We start from the raw sequence: 15,909 nt of genomic DNA on the forward strand, positions 1-15,909 counted from the left end.
CTCACCCGTCGACCAGCAGCCCTCGCAGGGGTCCCTGCAGCCGGGCCGCACGGCGGGAGGTGCCCGGCAGCAGGACCAGCCGGTGGGTGCGCCGCTCGCCGCGGCGTTCCCGCTCGGCCTGCTCCTCGGCCAGTGGCCGCCACAGGTTGTCCACGATGTCCGCCGGGCTCCGCTGCTCCAGCTCGGAAACCGGGTGCCCGAGGTGCTCGGCCCACAGCCGCAGCCGGGTGGTGCGGGCGACCCCCGGGTCGTCGGTGGCGATGTTGACCTCGGTGTCGTTGAACAGCGAGTGCTCGTTGAGGTTCGCCGAGCCCACCGTCAGCCACTCGTCGTCGACGATGCCGAGCTTCGCGTGGACGTACACCGGGGCCCCGCCGTCGTGGGCGCTGATCGTGGTCGCCAGCAGGCGCCGGTGGCCGTCGTCGGCGTCCAGCAGGCGGCCGAGCTGGCCGCGGGTGGTGTCCGAGCCGTTGCTCGGCTTGCGCGGCAGCAGCAGGACCACCCGGAACTCGTCGGCCGGCGGGTTGCGGAGCTTGTCGAGCAGCACCTCGGCGATCTCCGGCGACCACAGGAACTGGTTCTCCAGGTAGACGAGCCGCCGCGCCGAGCGCAGCGCCCGGAGGTAGCCGTCGAGCACGGTGAACTCGCCTTTCGGCAGGAAGTCGTAGGTGTCGTTCGGGACGGTCTTCTGCAGCTGCACGCGGCTGCCGCCGGCGGGTGCCGGGACGGCCGGTTCGGGCAGGGCCTCGCCGGCCACCTCGGTCCACCGCCGCCGGAAGTGCTCGGCGACGTCGGCGACGGACGGCCCTTCGAGCCGCGCCATCAGGTCGTGCCACCCGATGGGCCGCGGTGGGTGCTCCGGGCTGTCGTGCCGGTCGCCCTCCAGCGCGGTGAGGTCCACGCCACCGACGAACGCGACCGCGTCGTCGACGATCACGAGCTTTTCGTGGTGGCAGTGCAGGGTCCGCTCCCGGGCGTCCAGCACGCACCGCACCCCGGTGCCGTCGGTGAACTTCCGCTGCTCATCCCGGGCGAGCTTCCTCGACGGCTGGAAGGCGGGGAAGGGCGGCCCGGCCCACAGCAGGACGCGGACCTCGACCCCACGCCCGGCGGCCTCGGCCAGCAGCTCCCGCAGAGCGGGCGAGCCGGGCTCGCGCGTCAGCCGGAAGTCCGCGCTGGCGTGCCAGTTCGCGATGTGCACGTGGGACTTCGCCTGCCGGATGGCCTCGGCGACGGCGGGGAGCGACTCCTCACCGTCGATCAGCACCTCGACCCGGTTGCCCGCACGCACCGGGGCCCGGCCGCCGAGACGGTCCTGGTCACCACCCGGTTCGAACACCTCACCCCAGCCGAGCCGGCGCAACCGCCGGTGGTGGTGGGTGCACAGGACGCGTTCGAGCCCGTCGCCGAGCCGCTCGTCCACCTTGTCCACGAATGAGTGAAACGTCGTCACCCGTCCCATGTCACTACAGATCGGCCCGGTTCGCCGTGCAGTGACGCAGCGTCAGAGGTCGAGCACCAGGCGCGGCGAACACGCCCGCGACACACAGAGCATCATCACCTCGTTCTCCAGCCGCTCATCCGCCGTCAGCACCGAATCCCGGTGGTCCGGCTCCCCGCCCAGCACCCCGGTCTCACAGGTGCCGCACGTTCCTTCCCGGCACGACGACAGCACCGTCACCCCGGCTTCCTCGACCACCTCGAGGATCGACCGGTCCGCGGGCACCGGCAGCACCCGCCCCGACCCGGCCAGCTCGACCTCGAACGCCGTGCGCGGACCCTCGTCCGCGAGCGGCGTGAAGCGCTCGACGTGCAGTTCGGGCGGCTCCAGTGCCTCCATCGCCGCCAGCAGGGGTTCCGGTCCGCAGCAGTACACCGCCGTGCCCGGGCCGGCCGAGGCCAGTGCCGCCGGGAGGTCCAGGAGACCGTGCTCGTCCTGGGGCCGGAAGACGACCCGGTCGCCGTGCTCGGCGAGTTCGTCCGCGAAAGCCATCGAGGAACGCGTCCGGCCGCCGTAGACGAGCCGCCACTCGCGGCCCTCACGGGCCACCCGGTTCAGCATCGGCAGGATCGGCGTGATGCCGATGCCGCCCGCCACGAACAGGTACCGCGACGCCTCCACCAGCGCGAAGTGGTTGCGCGGGGCCTCGACCGGAACCCGGTCCCCGGCCGAAAGGGAGTCGTGGACGTAGGCGGAGCCGCCGCGGCCGCCGGGCTCGCGCAGCACCGCCACCCGGTACACCGACCTCTCCGACGGGTCGCCGCACAGCGAGTACTGCCGCACGAAGCCCGGCAGGACCAGGTCGATGTGCGCCCCCGGCTCCCACGGCGGCAACGGCTCGCCGCCGGGAAGACGGAGGGCGAGGGCGACCACGCCGTCGGCAAGCTTTTCCTTGCGGTCCACCAGGAGTGAGAGGGTCATCAGTGTCCTTCGGGGTGGGTGAGCAGCCAGTCCCACAGCTGCACGGGGTCTTCGAACTCGCGCTCGGCGCCGCAGTGGCAGACCGCGCGCAGCCGGTCGGTGCCGAGCACCCAGTGGATCCGGTACACGCGGTCACCGGCGAGCATCGGCCGGTTCACGAGGCCGCCATCCGCTGCAGCATCCGGCGGGCCGCCAGGCCGCCGGTGTCGATGTTGATCGACAGCTCCTGGTAGCCCTCGGGCTCGGTGGCGATCACCCGCTCGAGGACGTCGAGGGCCTCGACGTCCTGCAGCACCACCGTGCGGTTGTTCTCCGCCAGGAACGCCGACACGCCTTCGTCGTCGAGCGCGAAGTCACGGGCCACCGCCCAGAAGTCGTGCGTCGAATGCTCGGTTTCCGGCGTGATGGCGTAGACGACCTCGACGTGGAAGGCGTCCGGGTCGCTGCCGTCCGGGTTCGGCACCGACCCGACCGGCGCGATCCGGCTGTGCAGCTTGTACAGGCACGGCGGCGTGTACTCGATGTCCTGCCAGCGCGTGATGCGGCCTTCGAGGCCGGTCGACTTGGCGTAGAAGGGCGGGCACGCCGCGTCGGCCATGTGCCGCGAGACGTAGACGATGCCGGCTTCCTCGTCGACCTCGGTGGTGATCGGCGTTTCGGCGACCTCCGGGGTGCCGATGTAGCCGCCGTGCAGGTAGGTCTCGTGGGACAGGTCCAGCAGGTTGTCCACCAGCAGCGAGTACCGCGCCTCGAGCGGCTCCATCCCGCGGACGGTGGTGTAGTCCGGCGAGTCGAGCCAGGGCGCGCGCGGAATCGCGGCCGCGTCGGCCTTCGCGGGGTCGCCGATGAACACCCAGACGAAGGAGTCCTGTTCCACCAGCGGGTAGCGCGTCAGCCGCGCGGTCCGCGGCACCCGGGTCTGCCCGGGCACGGCCACGCACTTGCCGTCGACGCCGTAGGTGAAGCCGTGGTAGCCGCAGATGACCTGGTCGTCGACCAGCCGCGACGGCGCCTGCGACAGGGGGAACCGCCGGTGCACGCACCGGTCGGCCACCGCGGTGACGCTCCCGTCCCGCGTCCGCCAGAACAGGATGGGCTCGCCGCAGACGGTGCGGCTGAACAGCTCGGCCCCGATCTCGGAACCGTAGGCGGCGACGTACCACTGATCGCGGGGGATGGCGCTCATCGGAGTCCTTTCGTGGTGGGCCGGGTCACAGCGTGGGGGAGCGACCCGGGCACCACGAAGGGCTATTTCATAAGACGGAAAGGGCGCGCGAAATCGCGCGGGCGCTGGTCATCACCAGCGGAGCGAGCGCGTGCGGCGCCGCGCTTCCGTACCGCACCACCAGCGACACCGCCGCGATGACCTGACCCCGGGCGTCGTGGATCGGGGCGCCGACCGACAGCGCGTCCAGGGTCACCTGGCGCTCGCTGATCGAGAACCCGTGCGTCCGCACGTCGGCCAGCAGGTGGCGGAGGCGGTCCGGGTCGGTCACCGTCTCGGGTGTGTAGCGCTCGATCGGGCTGCCGAGGACCTCCTCCTGGACCTCGGCCGGGGCGTGGGCGAGCAGGACCAGCCCGACGCCCGTCGCGGTCAGGGCGAACCGGCCGCCGACGCGGGTCAGGACCGGGACCGCGCCCGTTCCGGCGATGCGCTCGATGTACACCACCTCGGTGCCTTCGCGGACGGCGAGCTGGACGTTCTCGCGGGTGATCTGCGAGAGGTCCTCCAGGAACGGCAGCGCGAGTTCCCGCAGGCCCAGGCCGCGCGGGGCGAGCGAGCCCAGCTCCCACAGCCGCAGCCCGACGCGGTAGACGCCGGTCTCGTCCCGCTCCAGCGCGCCCCACGCGCAGAACTCGCGCAGCAGCCGGTGCGCGGTCGCGGCCGGGAGCCCGGTGCGGCGCGCGACCTCGCTCAGCCGCAGCGCCGGCCGGTCCGGCGAGAACGCCTCCAGCACCCGCAGTGCGCGCCCCAGCACCGGCCCGGTGGCGCCGGGGACGCGACCTCGGTGCGGCACGGGCGACCTCCGGTGGTGGCTCAGGCCTCCACTATGCCCCGCGCCGCCCGGCGCGCGGCCGCGGCGTCCCGGCGTTCCTCGAACCGGGACGCCTGCGTGTCGAGCCCCTTGAGGAACGTCGCCAGCTCCTCCCGTGCCGCTTCGCCGACCGGGCCGAGGCCGGTCAGGTCGAACACCTTCCAGTAGCGCAGCAGCGGCTGGACGACGTCGTCGTGGTGGATGCGCAGGTCGTAGATGCCCGCCTTGGCGATCAGCGCCGCCTTGCGGGCGAAGCTCGGGATGACCGCGCCCGGCATCGCGAAGCACAGCACCTCGTCGGTGATCGCGCGCATCATCGCGTCCGGCGAGATCTCCAGCGCCGCCTTGACGAGGTTGCGGTAGAAGACCATGTGCAGGTTCTCGTCCGTGGACACCCGGGTGAGCAGCTTCTCGGCCAGCGGGTCCTGGGTGTAGCGGCCGGTGTTGCGGTGCGAGAGCCGGGTCGCCAGCTCCTGGAAGGAGACGTACGCGCAGACGTTGAGCAGCGGCTTGTCGTCGGTGTCGTAGCCGGCCTGCATGGTCTCCATCCGCATCCGCTCCAGCTCGACGGGGTCGACGGCGCGGGTGACCAGCAGGTAGTCGCGGATGCAGATGCCGTGGCGGCCCTCTTCGGCCGTCCACCGGTGCACCCAGGTGCCCCACGCGCCGTCGCGGCCGAACGCGCGCTCGATCTCGCGGTGGTAGCTGGGCAGGTTGTCCTCGGTGAGCAGGTTGACTTCGAGGGCCGTCCGCGCGATCGGGCTCACCCGGGACTGCTCCGGGGCCCAGGCCTCCCCGCCCAGGTCGGCGAAGTCCCGCCCCTGGCTCCACGGGACGTACTCGTGCGGCATCCACTCCTGGGCGGCGGCGAGGTGCCGGTTGAGGTTCTCCTCGACCGTGCCTTCCAGTTCGTGCAGCAGGCGGGTCGTTTCGGGGACCGGCATGGGAGACGTCCTTCCGTACCTACGCGACCGTAACTTACGGTGCCGTAGGAAACGACAACGGACGCGGGCGCGCGGAGGTTCCCTCAGCGCGTGAAGTCGAAGACGTAGTCCTTGAGGATCGGCCCGAAGAAGGTCTTCCCGGTGACCCGGACGACGGCCCGCCCGGGCACGCCGGCGGCCTGGGAAAGGACTTCGCACCGCACGGCGGGATCGGCGGGGACGACCTTCGTGATCCTCGGCGAAGCGCCGGCGGCGAGCGGAACGGTCGACGACGGTGCCCCGGCGTCGAACCCGCCGATCGTCCGGCCGCCGACCACGATGGCGATGGCCAGCGGCCCGTCGGTCGGGATCGCCCGGCCGCTGAACCCCTGCCAGTACCCCACGCAGGTGTCGCGCCAGCTGCCCGCGTCGGCCTCGTGCGCGGCGAGCTTGGCCTTCACCTCGGCGAAGCGGCGCGCGTCGACGTGCGGTTCGAGTGAATCCCAGGCCTGGCGCAGCCAGGACACGTAGTGGACGCCCGTCTGGTAGCGGTACACCAGTTCGTCCCAGAAGATCCGGCCACTGCGCATCCGCCGGTCCCACGGCACGTGGTGGAACCACATCAGCAGGTTCTCGGGGGTGGTTTCGAGGTCGCCGTACCGGGCCGCGAGCACCGGGAAGTACTGCGCGGTGAAGCCGCTGCCGGTGGGGGAGCGGTCGTAGCCGAGGCCGGTGCTGTCGGCCTTGTTGTAGTACACCGGGCTCCAGTCGTCGCGCGCGAGCCGTTCGGCGGGGTTGGGGCCGTAGTGGTCGCTGGAACGGAACTGGTGCGCGACGCCGAGCGGGGTCTGGTAGCTCACCAGCGCCTCCCGCGAGCCCATCATCATCGCCACGATCGCCCGGACCACGAAGTCGCGGTTGCTCCAGGTCAGGCGGACCCAGTCCGCGGCGATGTCCCGCGCGGGGAGCGTCCAGTCCCACGCCAGCCTGCCGAAGGCGTACAGGTTCGCCTGCGCGAAGTGGTGCCCGGTCAGATTGTCCGCGTTGCCGAAGTTCGCCACGCCGACGATCGCGCTGTCCGGGTGGCCCTGGGCCGTGCCGTCCACCACGTGGCCCACCAGCCGCTTGGCCAGCAGCCCGCCGTCCGCGCCGGTGGCGTAGGTGTCGGATTTCAGCACCTCTTCCCACAGCGGGCCGAGGTAGCACAGCATGGTGTTCTGCCCGGTGTACTCCTGGGTGATCTGCAGTTCGATGGCCTGGTTGGTGTGTTCCATCCGGCCGAACAACGGGTTGGCCGGCTCCCGGGCCTGGTAGTCGAGCGGGCCGTTCTTGGTCTGCAGGAACACGTTCCCGGCGAACCGGCCGGTGGTGCCGTCGGGCTGAGGTTCGGCGTCGATGGGCCCGAACTCCAGGTAGGCGCGCTTCAGCCGGTCCGGGTCCACGTCGGCGTTGTAGACGAAGGTCCGCCAGAAGATCCGCATCCCGAGGGGCGCCACCGCCGCCGCGATGCCGTTGGCGCCGTCACCGTGGTCGTAGCCGAGGTCCTGCGGACCCGGCTGGCCTTCGGAATTCGCTTTGACGGTGAAGCCCAGGAAATCCGGGATCGCCGCCTGCAGCTGCCGGGCCCGTCGCGTCCACCAGTCCCGGAACTGCGCGCTGTAGGGATCCAGCTGCTCGCGGGTGAGGGTGTCGGGCGCGAACCGGGCGTCGGTCGGCGCCGCGTAGTTGATCGAGACGGCGAGCTTGATCCCGTACGGGCGCAACGCGTCCGCCAGTGCGGCTTCCTGCTCGATGGCGGCCGGGGTGAGGTAGAAGCTGTTGGCGTTGACGTTGTTGATGGTGAGGCCGTTGAGGCCGAGGGAAGCCATCGCGCGTGCCGCGACGAGGTAGCGGTCGAGGATCACCGGCAGGTTCAGCCCGGCCGACGCGCCGGTGGCGGTGAAGTCGAACATCGCCCCGGTTTCGCCGTCCAGCCCGCCGGTGCCGGTCGCGTTGTTCCCGGCGTAGAGCCGTTCCGTCTCCCAGTAGTTCAGGTACCGGTGGTTGATGCGCGGCACCGAAGAAAGTTTCAGCTCGGCGACGGGTTGCTGCGCTTGGAGACGCCGGAGGAACGCGAAGGTCCCGTACAGCGCGGCGACGTCGGTGTTGCCGGCGATGACGATCACCCGGCGGCCGCCGCGCGAGAGCGAACGGATGAGGTAGCCGTCGGTGCCGAGCGGCGTCAGGTCGCGTGCCGGGACGAGCCCGCGCACCAGGGGAGAGCTCTCCGGGGTGCCGACGACCACCGCGCGGTCGGGGCAGCCGCCCGCCACCGGCACGGGCCGCCCCAGCAGCCCGCCGAGGCCGCGGACGAGTTCGTCCCGCGCCGCCGCCAAAGTGCTCTCCACCAGGTGTTCGGTGGAACCGGGGGCCATGCTCAGGTTCGCCGTGTGACGGTGCACCCTCGCCCGGTCGGCGTTCTCCACCACGATCGCGCCGAGCGCGGCCCGGTACCGGGCGAGGACGCCGGGATCGGCGACCGGTTCGTAGCGCAGCCACAGGTCGGAGCCGTCGTAGTCACCCGGCAAGGGCGGACTCGCCTGCGCCGGGGGAGCACCGAGCATCGACGCCGTCAGGACCGCTCCGCTGCCGATCAGGAAGGAACGCCGCCGCAGACCGTTCTCGTCGCTGAGAGACAAGGGTTTCCCCCATCGTGTCCGCCGGGGTATCGAGTTCGGTTCTCGCACTATTGCGGCGACGCTCCGCGCTGTCAAGAATTCGCGATATAGCAAGGAATCCCGAAAGTTTCGGCGTGTCGGGGACGGTGTGCCCGGGTCCGGCCGCAGCCCCGTGCCAGACTTCGCGGCGATGCTCACCCCAGCCGATCTCGCCGACCTGCTCGACTGCGAGCACCGCAGCATCCTCGGCCAGGCGCTGGCCGCGGGCCTGCCGGGAGCGCCGCGGCCCGCACCCGCGGAGCCACCGCCGCGCCGCGGGCACGCCGCCACGATGCTCGCCGGGTTCCGCGCCGCCGGGCGCGAGATCGCCGAAATCGACGTCGAAGACACCGCACTCGCCGCGAAGGCGACCGAAGAGGCGTTGCGGTCCGGAGTGCCGGTGATCCACCGGGCCGTTCTCCTCGGCGGCGGCTTCTCGGCGCAGGCGGACTTCCTGGTCCAGGACGGCGAAGGCCGGTACGAGGTCCACGACGCGCAGCCGGTCCGGCAGGCCACGCCCGCCGCGGTGGTCCGGCTGACGGCGTGCGCCGACGCGCTGGGCCGCGCCGGCTGGCCGGCCGGGCCGCGGCTGCACCTGCGGCTGACCGACGGCGGCACCCGGACGTTGCGCGTCGAGGACTTCCGGCCGCTGGTCGACCGGCTGCGGACCCGGCTGGCGGGCCGTCCGCCGCGGCTGCCGGTCCCGCTCTGGGCCGACGAACGCCCGGCCTGCGCCGGCTGCGGCTTCGCCCAGCACTGCGCGTCGGCCCGGGAAGCCGACCGGGACCTCTCGCTGGTCGCCGGGATGCGCGGCGACCAGCGCCGCAAGCTCGTCGCCGCCGGGCTCGGGTCGATCGACGCGCTCGCCGCGGCCGGCCCGGCCGACCGGCCGCGGGACCTGTCGGCGACCGCGTTCGCGGCCCTGCGCGCCCAGGCCGCGCTGCAGGTCCGGCAGGACGCCACCGGCGAGGTCGCCTACGAGATCGTCGACCCGGACGAGCTGGCCGCCCTGCCCGCCCCGGCGCCGGGTGACGTGTTCGCCGACCTGGCCGGCGATCCGCACGCCCTCGCCGGCGAGGCCTGGAATACCTCTTCGGCGCGTTCGGCGACCGGACCTTCACGCCGTTCTGGGCGCACAGCCGCGCCCAGGAACGGCGCGCGTTCGAGGAGTTCGTCGACTTCGTGGCCGCGCGCGTCGCCGAGCACCCCGGCTCGCACGTCTACCACTACGCGCCGTACGAAGTCACCGCGATCAAGCGGCTGGCCGCGGTGCACGGCACCCGCGAGGAGACCGTCGACCACCTGCTGCGCAGCGGTGCGGTCGTGGACCTGCACGCGGTGGTCCGCAAGGCGCTGCGGGTGTCGCAGCGGTCGTACTCGATCCGGCACCTCGAGCCGCTCTACCAGCCCGGCGCCCGCGCGAAGACGGCCGTGTCCGACGTCGAGGCGTACGAGGAGTACCTGGCGCTCGCGCAGGCCGGGGAGCCGGAACGCGCCGACGAGGTGCTGCGCCGCATCGGCGAGAACACCGAGGACGACTGCGCCTCCGCGCAGCGGCTGTTCGAGTTCCTGCACCGCGTGCGCGCCGACGCGGGCATCGAGGTCCCGGAGCCGGCCGAGGAGTCCGCCGAGGACGCGCTGCTGCGCCGGGCCGAGGAGGACGTGGCCGCCGAGCGGCGGGCCGAACGGGCCGCGCAGCTGGCCGCGCTGGTCGACCCGCTGCTCGACGGGCTGCCGGACGACCCGGGGCGGTTCACCCCCGACGAGCGGGCCCGCGCGCTGCTGGCGGCGTCCGTCGGCTACCACCGCCGCGAGACGAACCCGGCGTGGTGGGAGTACTTCCGCCAGCTCGCCGCCCCGCTCGGCGACCTGGAGGTGGACACCGCCTGCGCGGTGCCGGTCGCGCTGGAGGCGGGGGAGTGGGTGCCCCCGGCCGGGCGGGCGCGCACGGCGAAGCGGACCCTGCAGCTCGCGTGCGACCCCGACCGGCCGCACCCGTTCGCCCCCGGCGACGACGTGCGGCTGCGCTACGGCGACACCGCCCGCGACGCGAAGGTCGTCGCCGCCTCGGCGGTGGAGCTGACCCTGGAAGAGAGCTGCCCGCCCGATGCGACCACCAGCGACCGGCCGAGCGCGGTGCTGCCCGGCAGCCCGGTGCGGCCTTCGCCGAAGGACGAGGCCGTCGCCGACCTCGCCCGCCTGGTCGTCGACGCGCTCCCGGAGCTGCCGCGGCACCCCGGTGTCGACCTGCTCCGGCGGACCCCGCCGCGGCTGCGGGGCGGCGGCGCACTGCCGGAGCCGGGGGACGACCTGGTCGCCACGGTGATCGAGGCGGTCGACGGGCTCGACGGGTCGGCGCTGGCTGTGCAAGGCCCGCCGGGTGCGGGCAAGACCTACCTGGCCGGCCGGCTCATCGCCCGGCTGGTGCGGGCGGGCCGGACCGTCGCGGTCACCTCGACCAGCCACAAGGCCGTGGAGAACGTGCTGAGCGCGGCCCTGAAGAGCGCGCCGGAGCTGCCGTGCGCCAAGCGCGCGAAGAAGACGCCGGACCCGGCCGCGCCGTGGGAGCAGCCGAAGAGCAACCCCGCACTGGTGAAGTGGCGGCAGGAGCACGACACCGGGCACCTGGTCGGCGGGACGGCCTGGACGTTCGCCAACGCGGCCGTCCGCGAAGAGCCCTTCGACCTGCTGATCATCGACGAGGCCGGCCAGTTCGCACTGGCCGACGCGCTCGCGGTGTCGATGTGCGCCCGCAACGTCCTGCTGCTGGGCGACCCGCAGCAGCTGCCCCAGGTCGTGCAGGGCACGCATCCGGCGGGTGCCGAGGCCTCGGCACTGGGCCACCTGATCGGGGAGGCCGACATCATGCCGCCGGCGCTGGGCTACTTCCTCGACGAGACGCGGCGCATGCACCCGGCCGTGTGCGCACCGGTGTCGGACCTGTCCTACGCCGGACGGCTGCACGCCCACCCCTCGGCCGCGGACCGCGCGCTCGACGGCGTCGACGCGGGCCTCTACCTGTCCGAAGTGGACCACCGGGGCAACACGACCCGATCGGTGGAGGAAGCCGCCGAGATCGTCCGCGTGGTGTCCGAAGTGCACGGTCGCATGTGGACCGACCACGGGGCCGCCCGGCCGCTGGGCGACCACGACATCCTCGTCGTCGCGCCCTACAACCTGCAGGCGCGCACGGTGAGCCGGGCGCTGGAGGAAGCCGGGTACGCGGGCGTGCGGGTGGGCACGGTCGACCGGTTCCAGGGCCAGGAGGCCCCGGTGGTGCTCGCGACGATGACGTCGTCGTCGGCGGTCGACCTGCCGCGCGGGCTCGACTTCCTGCTCTCGCGCAACCGGCTGAACGTGGCGCTGTCCCGGGCACAGGCGCTGGCGGTCCTGGTGTGCTCGCCCCGGCTCGTCGAGGCGGACATCCGCACGGTCGAGCAGCTGCGCCTGGTCGCGGGCATGATCGGCCTGATGACGGCGGCGCGGCCGTGGCCGTCGGGTCAGCTCGGCGGTTCGATTTCGCCGGCGTCCTCGTCGACGTCCTGAGCGCCGGGCTGCTCCCGCGGCCGGTCGGCTTCGGGGATCTCCACGTCGAGGTCGAGCTCCGGGGTGCCGGGCGGCGCCGGTGCGTCGGGGGTGAGAGGGCGGTCGTCGGATTCGCTCATGGGCGGCGGTTACCCCGGGGGCCGGTGACCAAGCGCGGCGGTCAGGCGGGGTTGCGCGGCCGCGCCGGGTCTTCGCCCGCGAGCTCGGCCGGGGCCAGGTCGTCCAGGGGCTGCCAGCGGAACACCCCGGCGCCCTGCGCGTAGCTCAGGTGGCCGCCGAGCGCGCCGCCGGCGCTGGTCGCCGTCAGGCCCAGCACCGCGAGGAACCGTCCGCCGCGGCCCCGCCGCCGGGCCAGGTAGGACGCGCCGAACAGCGCCGTCGCCGTCGCGTTGGCGACCGCGTGGACCAGCCCGACCCGCCGTTGCCGCACGTCGAGACCCGAGTAGTCGGCCAGCCCGAGCACCATCGCCGCCGGGGCGGTCAGCAGGCCGGTCGCGACCAGGCGGCGGGCCGCGTCCCGGCCGTCCGGGAGCAGGTCGAACACCGCCGAGCACAGCCAGGCGCCGATCGGGACGGTCACCGCGAGCGGGTGCAGCGGGTGCCCCAGTGCGCGGCCGCGCAGCTGCCGCGTGACCCCGTTTTCACTGTTCAGCAGCCGCCCGAGCCGGGCGGCCGGTCCGTCGAGCGCTCCGGCGTCTTCGGCCTTCCGCAGGACTCGGTGCGGCCAGGCGGGCTTCGACCGGGCGTGACCATCGCGCGTGGGATCCATACCGCGGCGGCTACCCCGCCCCGTGCCGGTCAACCGGCGTTTCGCCGTCGCGTCAGCGGGAAGTCCCCGACCATGACCGAACCCGACCAGAGCTACGACCCGCCGCAGGACACCGGCGCGCCGGACGCCGTCGAGACGGACCCGGCCGCTCTGAACAGCGCCGAGGACCTCGACGAAGACCGCATCCGCACCGACCCGCTCGAAGAGGGGATGGACCCGCCGGAGCACTGGTCGGGCGTGACGAAGTACGGGATGACGCCGTGGGAGCAGGCCCACCCGCGGGGGCTGGGCGACCGGATCGGGGAGGAAGTCCCGGACCCGGCGGCCCAGGCGACGACCGGGATCGACAGCCGGGCGGGCGGGGACACGGACGAGGACACAGGCGAGTCCCCGGAACAGCCGGTCCAGCTGGCGCCGGTGGACGGGGACGGACCGCCGGTGGACACCGAGGCGGACGAGGTGGGCGTGGACGCGGGCTCGGCCCCGGCGGCCGGACCGGAACAGGCGGCGCTGCACATCGAGGGCGAACGCGGCGGGCGGTGACCGGGCCCGCGAGGTAGCCGCCGAACGGGGGTGTCCCGCACTGCCCGTTGCTGATAGATCTCTGCGCGTGACCATGGACACGATCGAGCTCCACAGCATCAACCCGTGGGAGGTGTCCTTCCTGCGCGAGGAGGTGGGCGCCTACTTCGCCCGCGGCGTCGAGCTCACGCCCGGGGCGACCGTCCTCGACGTCGGGGCCAACGTCGGCGTCTTCTCCGCGGCGGTGTACGAGCGGCTGGACGGCGACGTGCGGATCTACGCCTTCGAGCCGCTCCCGCCCCTGCACGCGACGCTGGAGCGCAACGGCCGCGACTTCTTCGGCGGCAGGCTGACCGCGTTGCCCTACGGCCTGGCGGCGGCCGAGGACGAGCTCGACTTCAGCTACTTCCCGGCGGCGACCATCTTTTCGTCGTCGTGGCGGGACGCTTCGAACGTCGAGGCCGAGCAGCAGCGGGTCACCGCGAGCATCGTCGAGATGATCCGCCGGGGTGGGCTGGGCGCCGGGCTGCGCCGCGTGCCGGCACCCGTCCTGCGCGGGATCGTCGGGCGCAAGCTGCGGGTGATGCGGGAGCTGGAAACCCACCGCGTCCGCGTCCGGCCGCTGTCGGCGGTGCTCGACGAGCAGCGCATCGACCGCGTCGACCTGCTGAAGGTCGACGTCGAGGGCGCCGAGCTCGACGTGCTGCGCGGCCTCGAAGACCGGCACTGGCCGCTGGTCCGGCAGGCCGTCGTCGAAGTCGAAGGGTGGCGGCGGCACCGCGACACCGTCCGCGAGGTCTTCGCCACGCGCGGGTTCACGGTCGAGGCCGTGCAGGACCCCGTCCAGGAGGCGGCCGACATCGGGATGGTGTTCGCGGTCCGCTAACGGCGGAGTTCGAGCCAGTCGAGGTTGATCGCGCCGGTGTCGCCCGGGCCGTAGGAGAGGGTCACCACCGGGTCCCGGCCGGTGAGCGGGACGTCGGCGAAGGTCGTGGTGCCCCAGGCGTCCCAGCTGTCGGAGACCTTCGGGAAGCCGACCTGCCGCACCGGCTGCCCGTCCACCGACAGGGTCATCGTCCGGGTGTCGGCGTTGGCGTTGGCGTACCGGACGGTGATCGCGGCGCGTTCCGGCGCCGTCGTGGCGCGGTGCACGGTGAAGGACGACGCCGCGCCCTGCGCCCAGAGACCGTCGAGGAACGCGCGGCCCGCGTACCCGGTGTGGTTCACGTTCGTCTTCACGCCGCCGGTGTTGCGGGCGTCCTCGGCTTCGAGGTGCGCCGGGTCGGGGCAGCCGTCGAGGGCCGAGGTGCCCGCGGTGTCGGCGCAGCGGTCACGGGCGTCGGGCACACCGTCGCCGTCGCGGTCACCTGCGGGCGCTCCGGCGAGGGTGATGTCGATCGTGTGGGCGCCGGTGAGCGAGTCCGGCACCGAGGCCGGGGCGGGCCGGCCGTCGAGCCGGAACGCCGTGATCGTGCTGCCCGCGCCGTGCAGGGCGATGGTGAGGGCCGCACCGCGGTAGTGCAGGTCCCGCAGGGTGACGTCACCCCAGCCGGCGGGCAGGTGCGGGGTGAAGGACAGCCCGCGGCTGCCGAACGTGAGCCCGAACAGGCCGGTGTGGACCATGTCGAGGAACGCCGTGGCCGACCAGGTCTGGTCCGGTTCGGACCCCCAGTGGAACTTCACCGTGTCGCCCAGCCGCTGCCAGCCGCCGTCGACGACACCGTTGGTGCCGTTGTGGATCTCCCAGAAGCCGCTGTTGTTCCCCGCCAGCTTGGCCAGCCGCGCGGTCTCCGCGGCGAAGCCGTTCTGGTCGCCCTGCCCGGCCAGCGCCTTCGCCCACAGGCCCTGGACGAGCGGCCACACGATGGCGTTGTGCCGTCCGGGCTGCGCGTCGCTGTAGCGGGCCCAGTGCGGGAAGGTGTCGGGCATGCCCCACGGCAGCTCCCGGGCGTGCGCGAGGATCGAGCGCGCCTGCGCCGGGTCCGCGACGCCGAAGACCAGGGCGAACGCCAGCCCGCTGCCTTCCTGGTAGGCACCGCGGGAGCCGTCGGCGAGCAGCTGGTAGTCGTACAGGCCGGTCGCGGGGTTCCAGAACCGCTGGTTGATCGCGGTCCGCAGCGCGGCGGCCTTGCCGCGGTAGCCGGCGACCTCGGGGGCCGGACGGCCCAGCTGCCCGGCCATCTCCGCGGCGGCGGCGTAGGCGGCGTAGTACAGCTCGTTGGTGCTGAGGTACATCCCGCTCGCGACCCCCGGCCACGGCATGCTGCCGGTGCTGACCGACTCGGTCGCGTCGGCGGGCGGGGCGGGGTAGCCGGCGATGCCGTCGTTGAAGAAGGAGGCGCCGGTGAACAGGCCGTAGGCGGGGTTGAACCCGGCGGTCGTGGCGTGTTCGCGGATCGCCAGGGTGGCCGTCGCGGTGCGGTAGGCGTTCTGCAGGAAGCTCCGGTCGCCGGTGACGAGGTAGTGGTGCCAGGCGGCGGTGACCCAGACCACCTGGTCCCACTGCTGGTCGTCCTGCTGCACGCGCAGGGCGCCGCCGGTGTCCTTGTCGACCACCGCCCAGAGCGTGTTCGCCGCCAGGGCCGGGTCGAGGAGGCTGGTGGCGTTCCAGCTGTTGATCGACGCGTCCCGCGTCCACGGCTGGGCGTAGCCGCCGCCCGCGCGGACGATGCCGGTGGCGGGGTCCAGCAGGCCGCTCCGGTCGTAGCGCGCGTCGTAGCCGATCGTGTTGGTGTGCAGGAGGTTCTGCAGCGCGGCGGCGTAGGCGGTGCCGAACAGGGACTGGCTGTCCGGGTTGGCGAACTCGAGCGAAGGCGGTGCCGGGCTCGCGGTGGCCGGCGCGAGCACGGCGGCCGCCGTCGCCAGTGCCAGGAGTGCGTGACCGATTCGCTGCGGGATTCCCATGCTCGTACCCCTTCCGGCGCGGGCGGCCATTGCACCACGGGGACGGCGGTGTCTCTCCGGATACGGCCGGATCCTGTCCGTTCTTGTCCAC

General features: G+C 73.2%; 12 protein-coding genes and 1 pseudogene. 3 read left to right on the forward strand and 10 right to left on the reverse strand.

The genetic code is table 11. From position 1 onward, the window contains the following. Window position 1 precedes the first annotated feature (1 nt). The 7 genes from HUT10_RS44910 to HUT10_RS44940 form a co-directional block, all read right to left on the reverse strand. Window positions 2-1,453 carry a phosphatidylserine/phosphatidylglycerophosphate/cardiolipin synthase family protein gene (locus tag HUT10_RS44910; RefSeq protein ID WP_176176782.1) on the reverse strand — a complete coding sequence of 484 codons (1,452 nt, stop codon included), beginning with the start codon at window positions 1,451-1,453 and terminating at the stop codon, window positions 2-4. Window positions 1,454-1,504: 51 nt separating this feature from the next. Continuing rightward, on the reverse strand, window positions 1,505-2,422 hold the full coding sequence (locus HUT10_RS44915; protein WP_176176783.1) for a PDR/VanB family oxidoreductase: 918 nt from the start codon (window positions 2,420-2,422) through the stop codon (window positions 1,505-1,507). Then, window positions 2,422-2,580, reverse strand: a complete 159-nt coding sequence (locus tag HUT10_RS44920; RefSeq protein ID WP_176169283.1) for a hypothetical protein — start codon at window positions 2,578-2,580, stop codon at window positions 2,422-2,424. Before HUT10_RS44920 ends, HUT10_RS44915 begins: the two co-directional genes overlap by 1 nt. Beyond that, the gene (locus tag HUT10_RS44925) at window positions 2,577-3,608 is read right to left on the reverse strand and encodes an aromatic ring-hydroxylating dioxygenase subunit alpha (RefSeq protein WP_176176784.1); all 1,032 of its coding nucleotides are present in this window, start codon (window positions 3,606-3,608) and stop codon (window positions 2,577-2,579) included. Before HUT10_RS44925 ends, HUT10_RS44920 begins: the two co-directional genes overlap by 4 nt. Before the next feature lie 67 nt (window positions 3,609-3,675). Further along, the gene (locus tag HUT10_RS44930; protein WP_176176785.1) at window positions 3,676-4,440 is read right to left on the reverse strand and encodes an IclR family transcriptional regulator; all 765 of its coding nucleotides are present in this window, start codon (window positions 4,438-4,440) and stop codon (window positions 3,676-3,678) included. 20 nt (window positions 4,441-4,460) lie between these two features. Further along, a complete protein-coding gene (locus HUT10_RS44935; RefSeq protein ID WP_176176786.1) occupies window positions 4,461-5,402 on the reverse strand; it encodes an acyl-ACP desaturase in 942 nt (313 codons plus the stop codon). Window positions 5,403-5,485: 83 nt separating this feature from the next. Next, window positions 5,486-8,059, reverse strand: a complete 2,574-nt coding sequence (locus HUT10_RS44940) for an alpha-glucuronidase family glycosyl hydrolase (protein ID WP_176176787.1) — start codon at window positions 8,057-8,059, stop codon at window positions 5,486-5,488. A 169-nt stretch (window positions 8,060-8,228) separates the two neighbouring features. Between HUT10_RS44940 and HUT10_RS44945 the strand changes: the two are divergent. After that, window positions 8,229-11,623: pseudogene (locus HUT10_RS44945) on the forward strand (TM0106 family RecB-like putative nuclease). Here HUT10_RS44945 and HUT10_RS44950 read toward each other — a convergent pair. Together HUT10_RS44950 and HUT10_RS44955 are read right to left on the reverse strand one after the other, a co-directional pair. Beyond that, window positions 11,578-11,742, reverse strand: coding sequence for a hypothetical protein (locus HUT10_RS44950; RefSeq protein ID WP_176176788.1), 165 nt, complete (start codon window positions 11,740-11,742; stop codon window positions 11,578-11,580). The pseudogene HUT10_RS44945 and the gene HUT10_RS44950 overlap by 46 nt on opposite strands. 41 nt (window positions 11,743-11,783) lie before the next feature. Further along, entirely contained in the window at window positions 11,784-12,392 is a 609-nt protein-coding gene (locus HUT10_RS44955; RefSeq protein ID WP_176176789.1) for a DUF2231 domain-containing protein, read from the reverse strand. A gap of 72 nt (window positions 12,393-12,464) precedes the next feature. Between HUT10_RS44955 and HUT10_RS44960 the strand changes: the two genes are divergently transcribed. Then, window positions 12,465-12,935 (forward strand): hypothetical protein, encoded by a 471-nt coding sequence (locus HUT10_RS44960; RefSeq protein WP_176176790.1) that lies wholly within the window; start codon window positions 12,465-12,467, stop codon window positions 12,933-12,935. A 73-nt stretch (window positions 12,936-13,008) separates the two neighbouring features. Next, window positions 13,009-13,800 carry an FkbM family methyltransferase gene (locus HUT10_RS44965; protein WP_254897524.1) on the forward strand — a complete coding sequence of 264 codons (792 nt, stop codon included), beginning with the start codon at window positions 13,009-13,011 and terminating at the stop codon, window positions 13,798-13,800. Here HUT10_RS44965 and HUT10_RS44970 read toward each other — a convergent pair. Further along, complete coding sequence (locus HUT10_RS44970) at window positions 13,797-15,818, reverse strand: glycosyl hydrolase family 65 protein (RefSeq protein WP_176176792.1); 2,022 nt, start codon at window positions 15,816-15,818, stop codon at window positions 13,797-13,799. The two genes, HUT10_RS44965 and HUT10_RS44970, sit on opposite strands and share 4 nt — an antisense overlap. Window positions 15,819-15,909: the final 91 nt, after the last annotated feature.

Origin of the sequence: Amycolatopsis sp. Hca4 (assembly GCF_013364075.1) — a bacterium.
GTDB lineage: Bacteria > Actinomycetota > Actinomycetes > Mycobacteriales > Pseudonocardiaceae > Amycolatopsis.

Bases quoted from the DNA above. Each gene is read 5' to 3' on its own strand.
- HUT10_RS44950 (WP_176176788.1), bottom strand. From the start codon at position 11,742: ATGAGCGAATCCGACGACCGCCCTCTCACCCCCGACGCACCGGCGCCG.
- HUT10_RS44965 (WP_254897524.1), top strand. From the start codon at position 13,009: ATGGACACGATCGAGCTCCACAGCATCAACCCGTGGGAGGTGTCCTTC.
- HUT10_RS44915 (WP_176176783.1), bottom strand. From the start codon at position 2,422: ATGACCCTCTCACTCCTGGTGGACCGCAAGGAAAAGCTTGCCGACGGC.
- HUT10_RS44925 (WP_176176784.1), bottom strand. From the start codon at position 3,608: ATGAGCGCCATCCCCCGCGATCAGTGGTACGTCGCCGCCTACGGTTCC.
- HUT10_RS44955 (WP_176176789.1), bottom strand. From the start codon at position 12,392: ATGGATCCCACGCGCGATGGTCACGCCCGGTCGAAGCCCGCCTGGCCG.
- HUT10_RS44970 (WP_176176792.1), bottom strand. From the start codon at position 15,818: ATGGGAATCCCGCAGCGAATCGGTCACGCACTCCTGGCACTGGCGACG.
- HUT10_RS44960 (WP_176176790.1), top strand. From the start codon at position 12,465: ATGACCGAACCCGACCAGAGCTACGACCCGCCGCAGGACACCGGCGCG.
- HUT10_RS44935 (WP_176176786.1), bottom strand. From the start codon at position 5,402: ATGCCGGTCCCCGAAACGACCCGCCTGCTGCACGAACTGGAAGGCACG.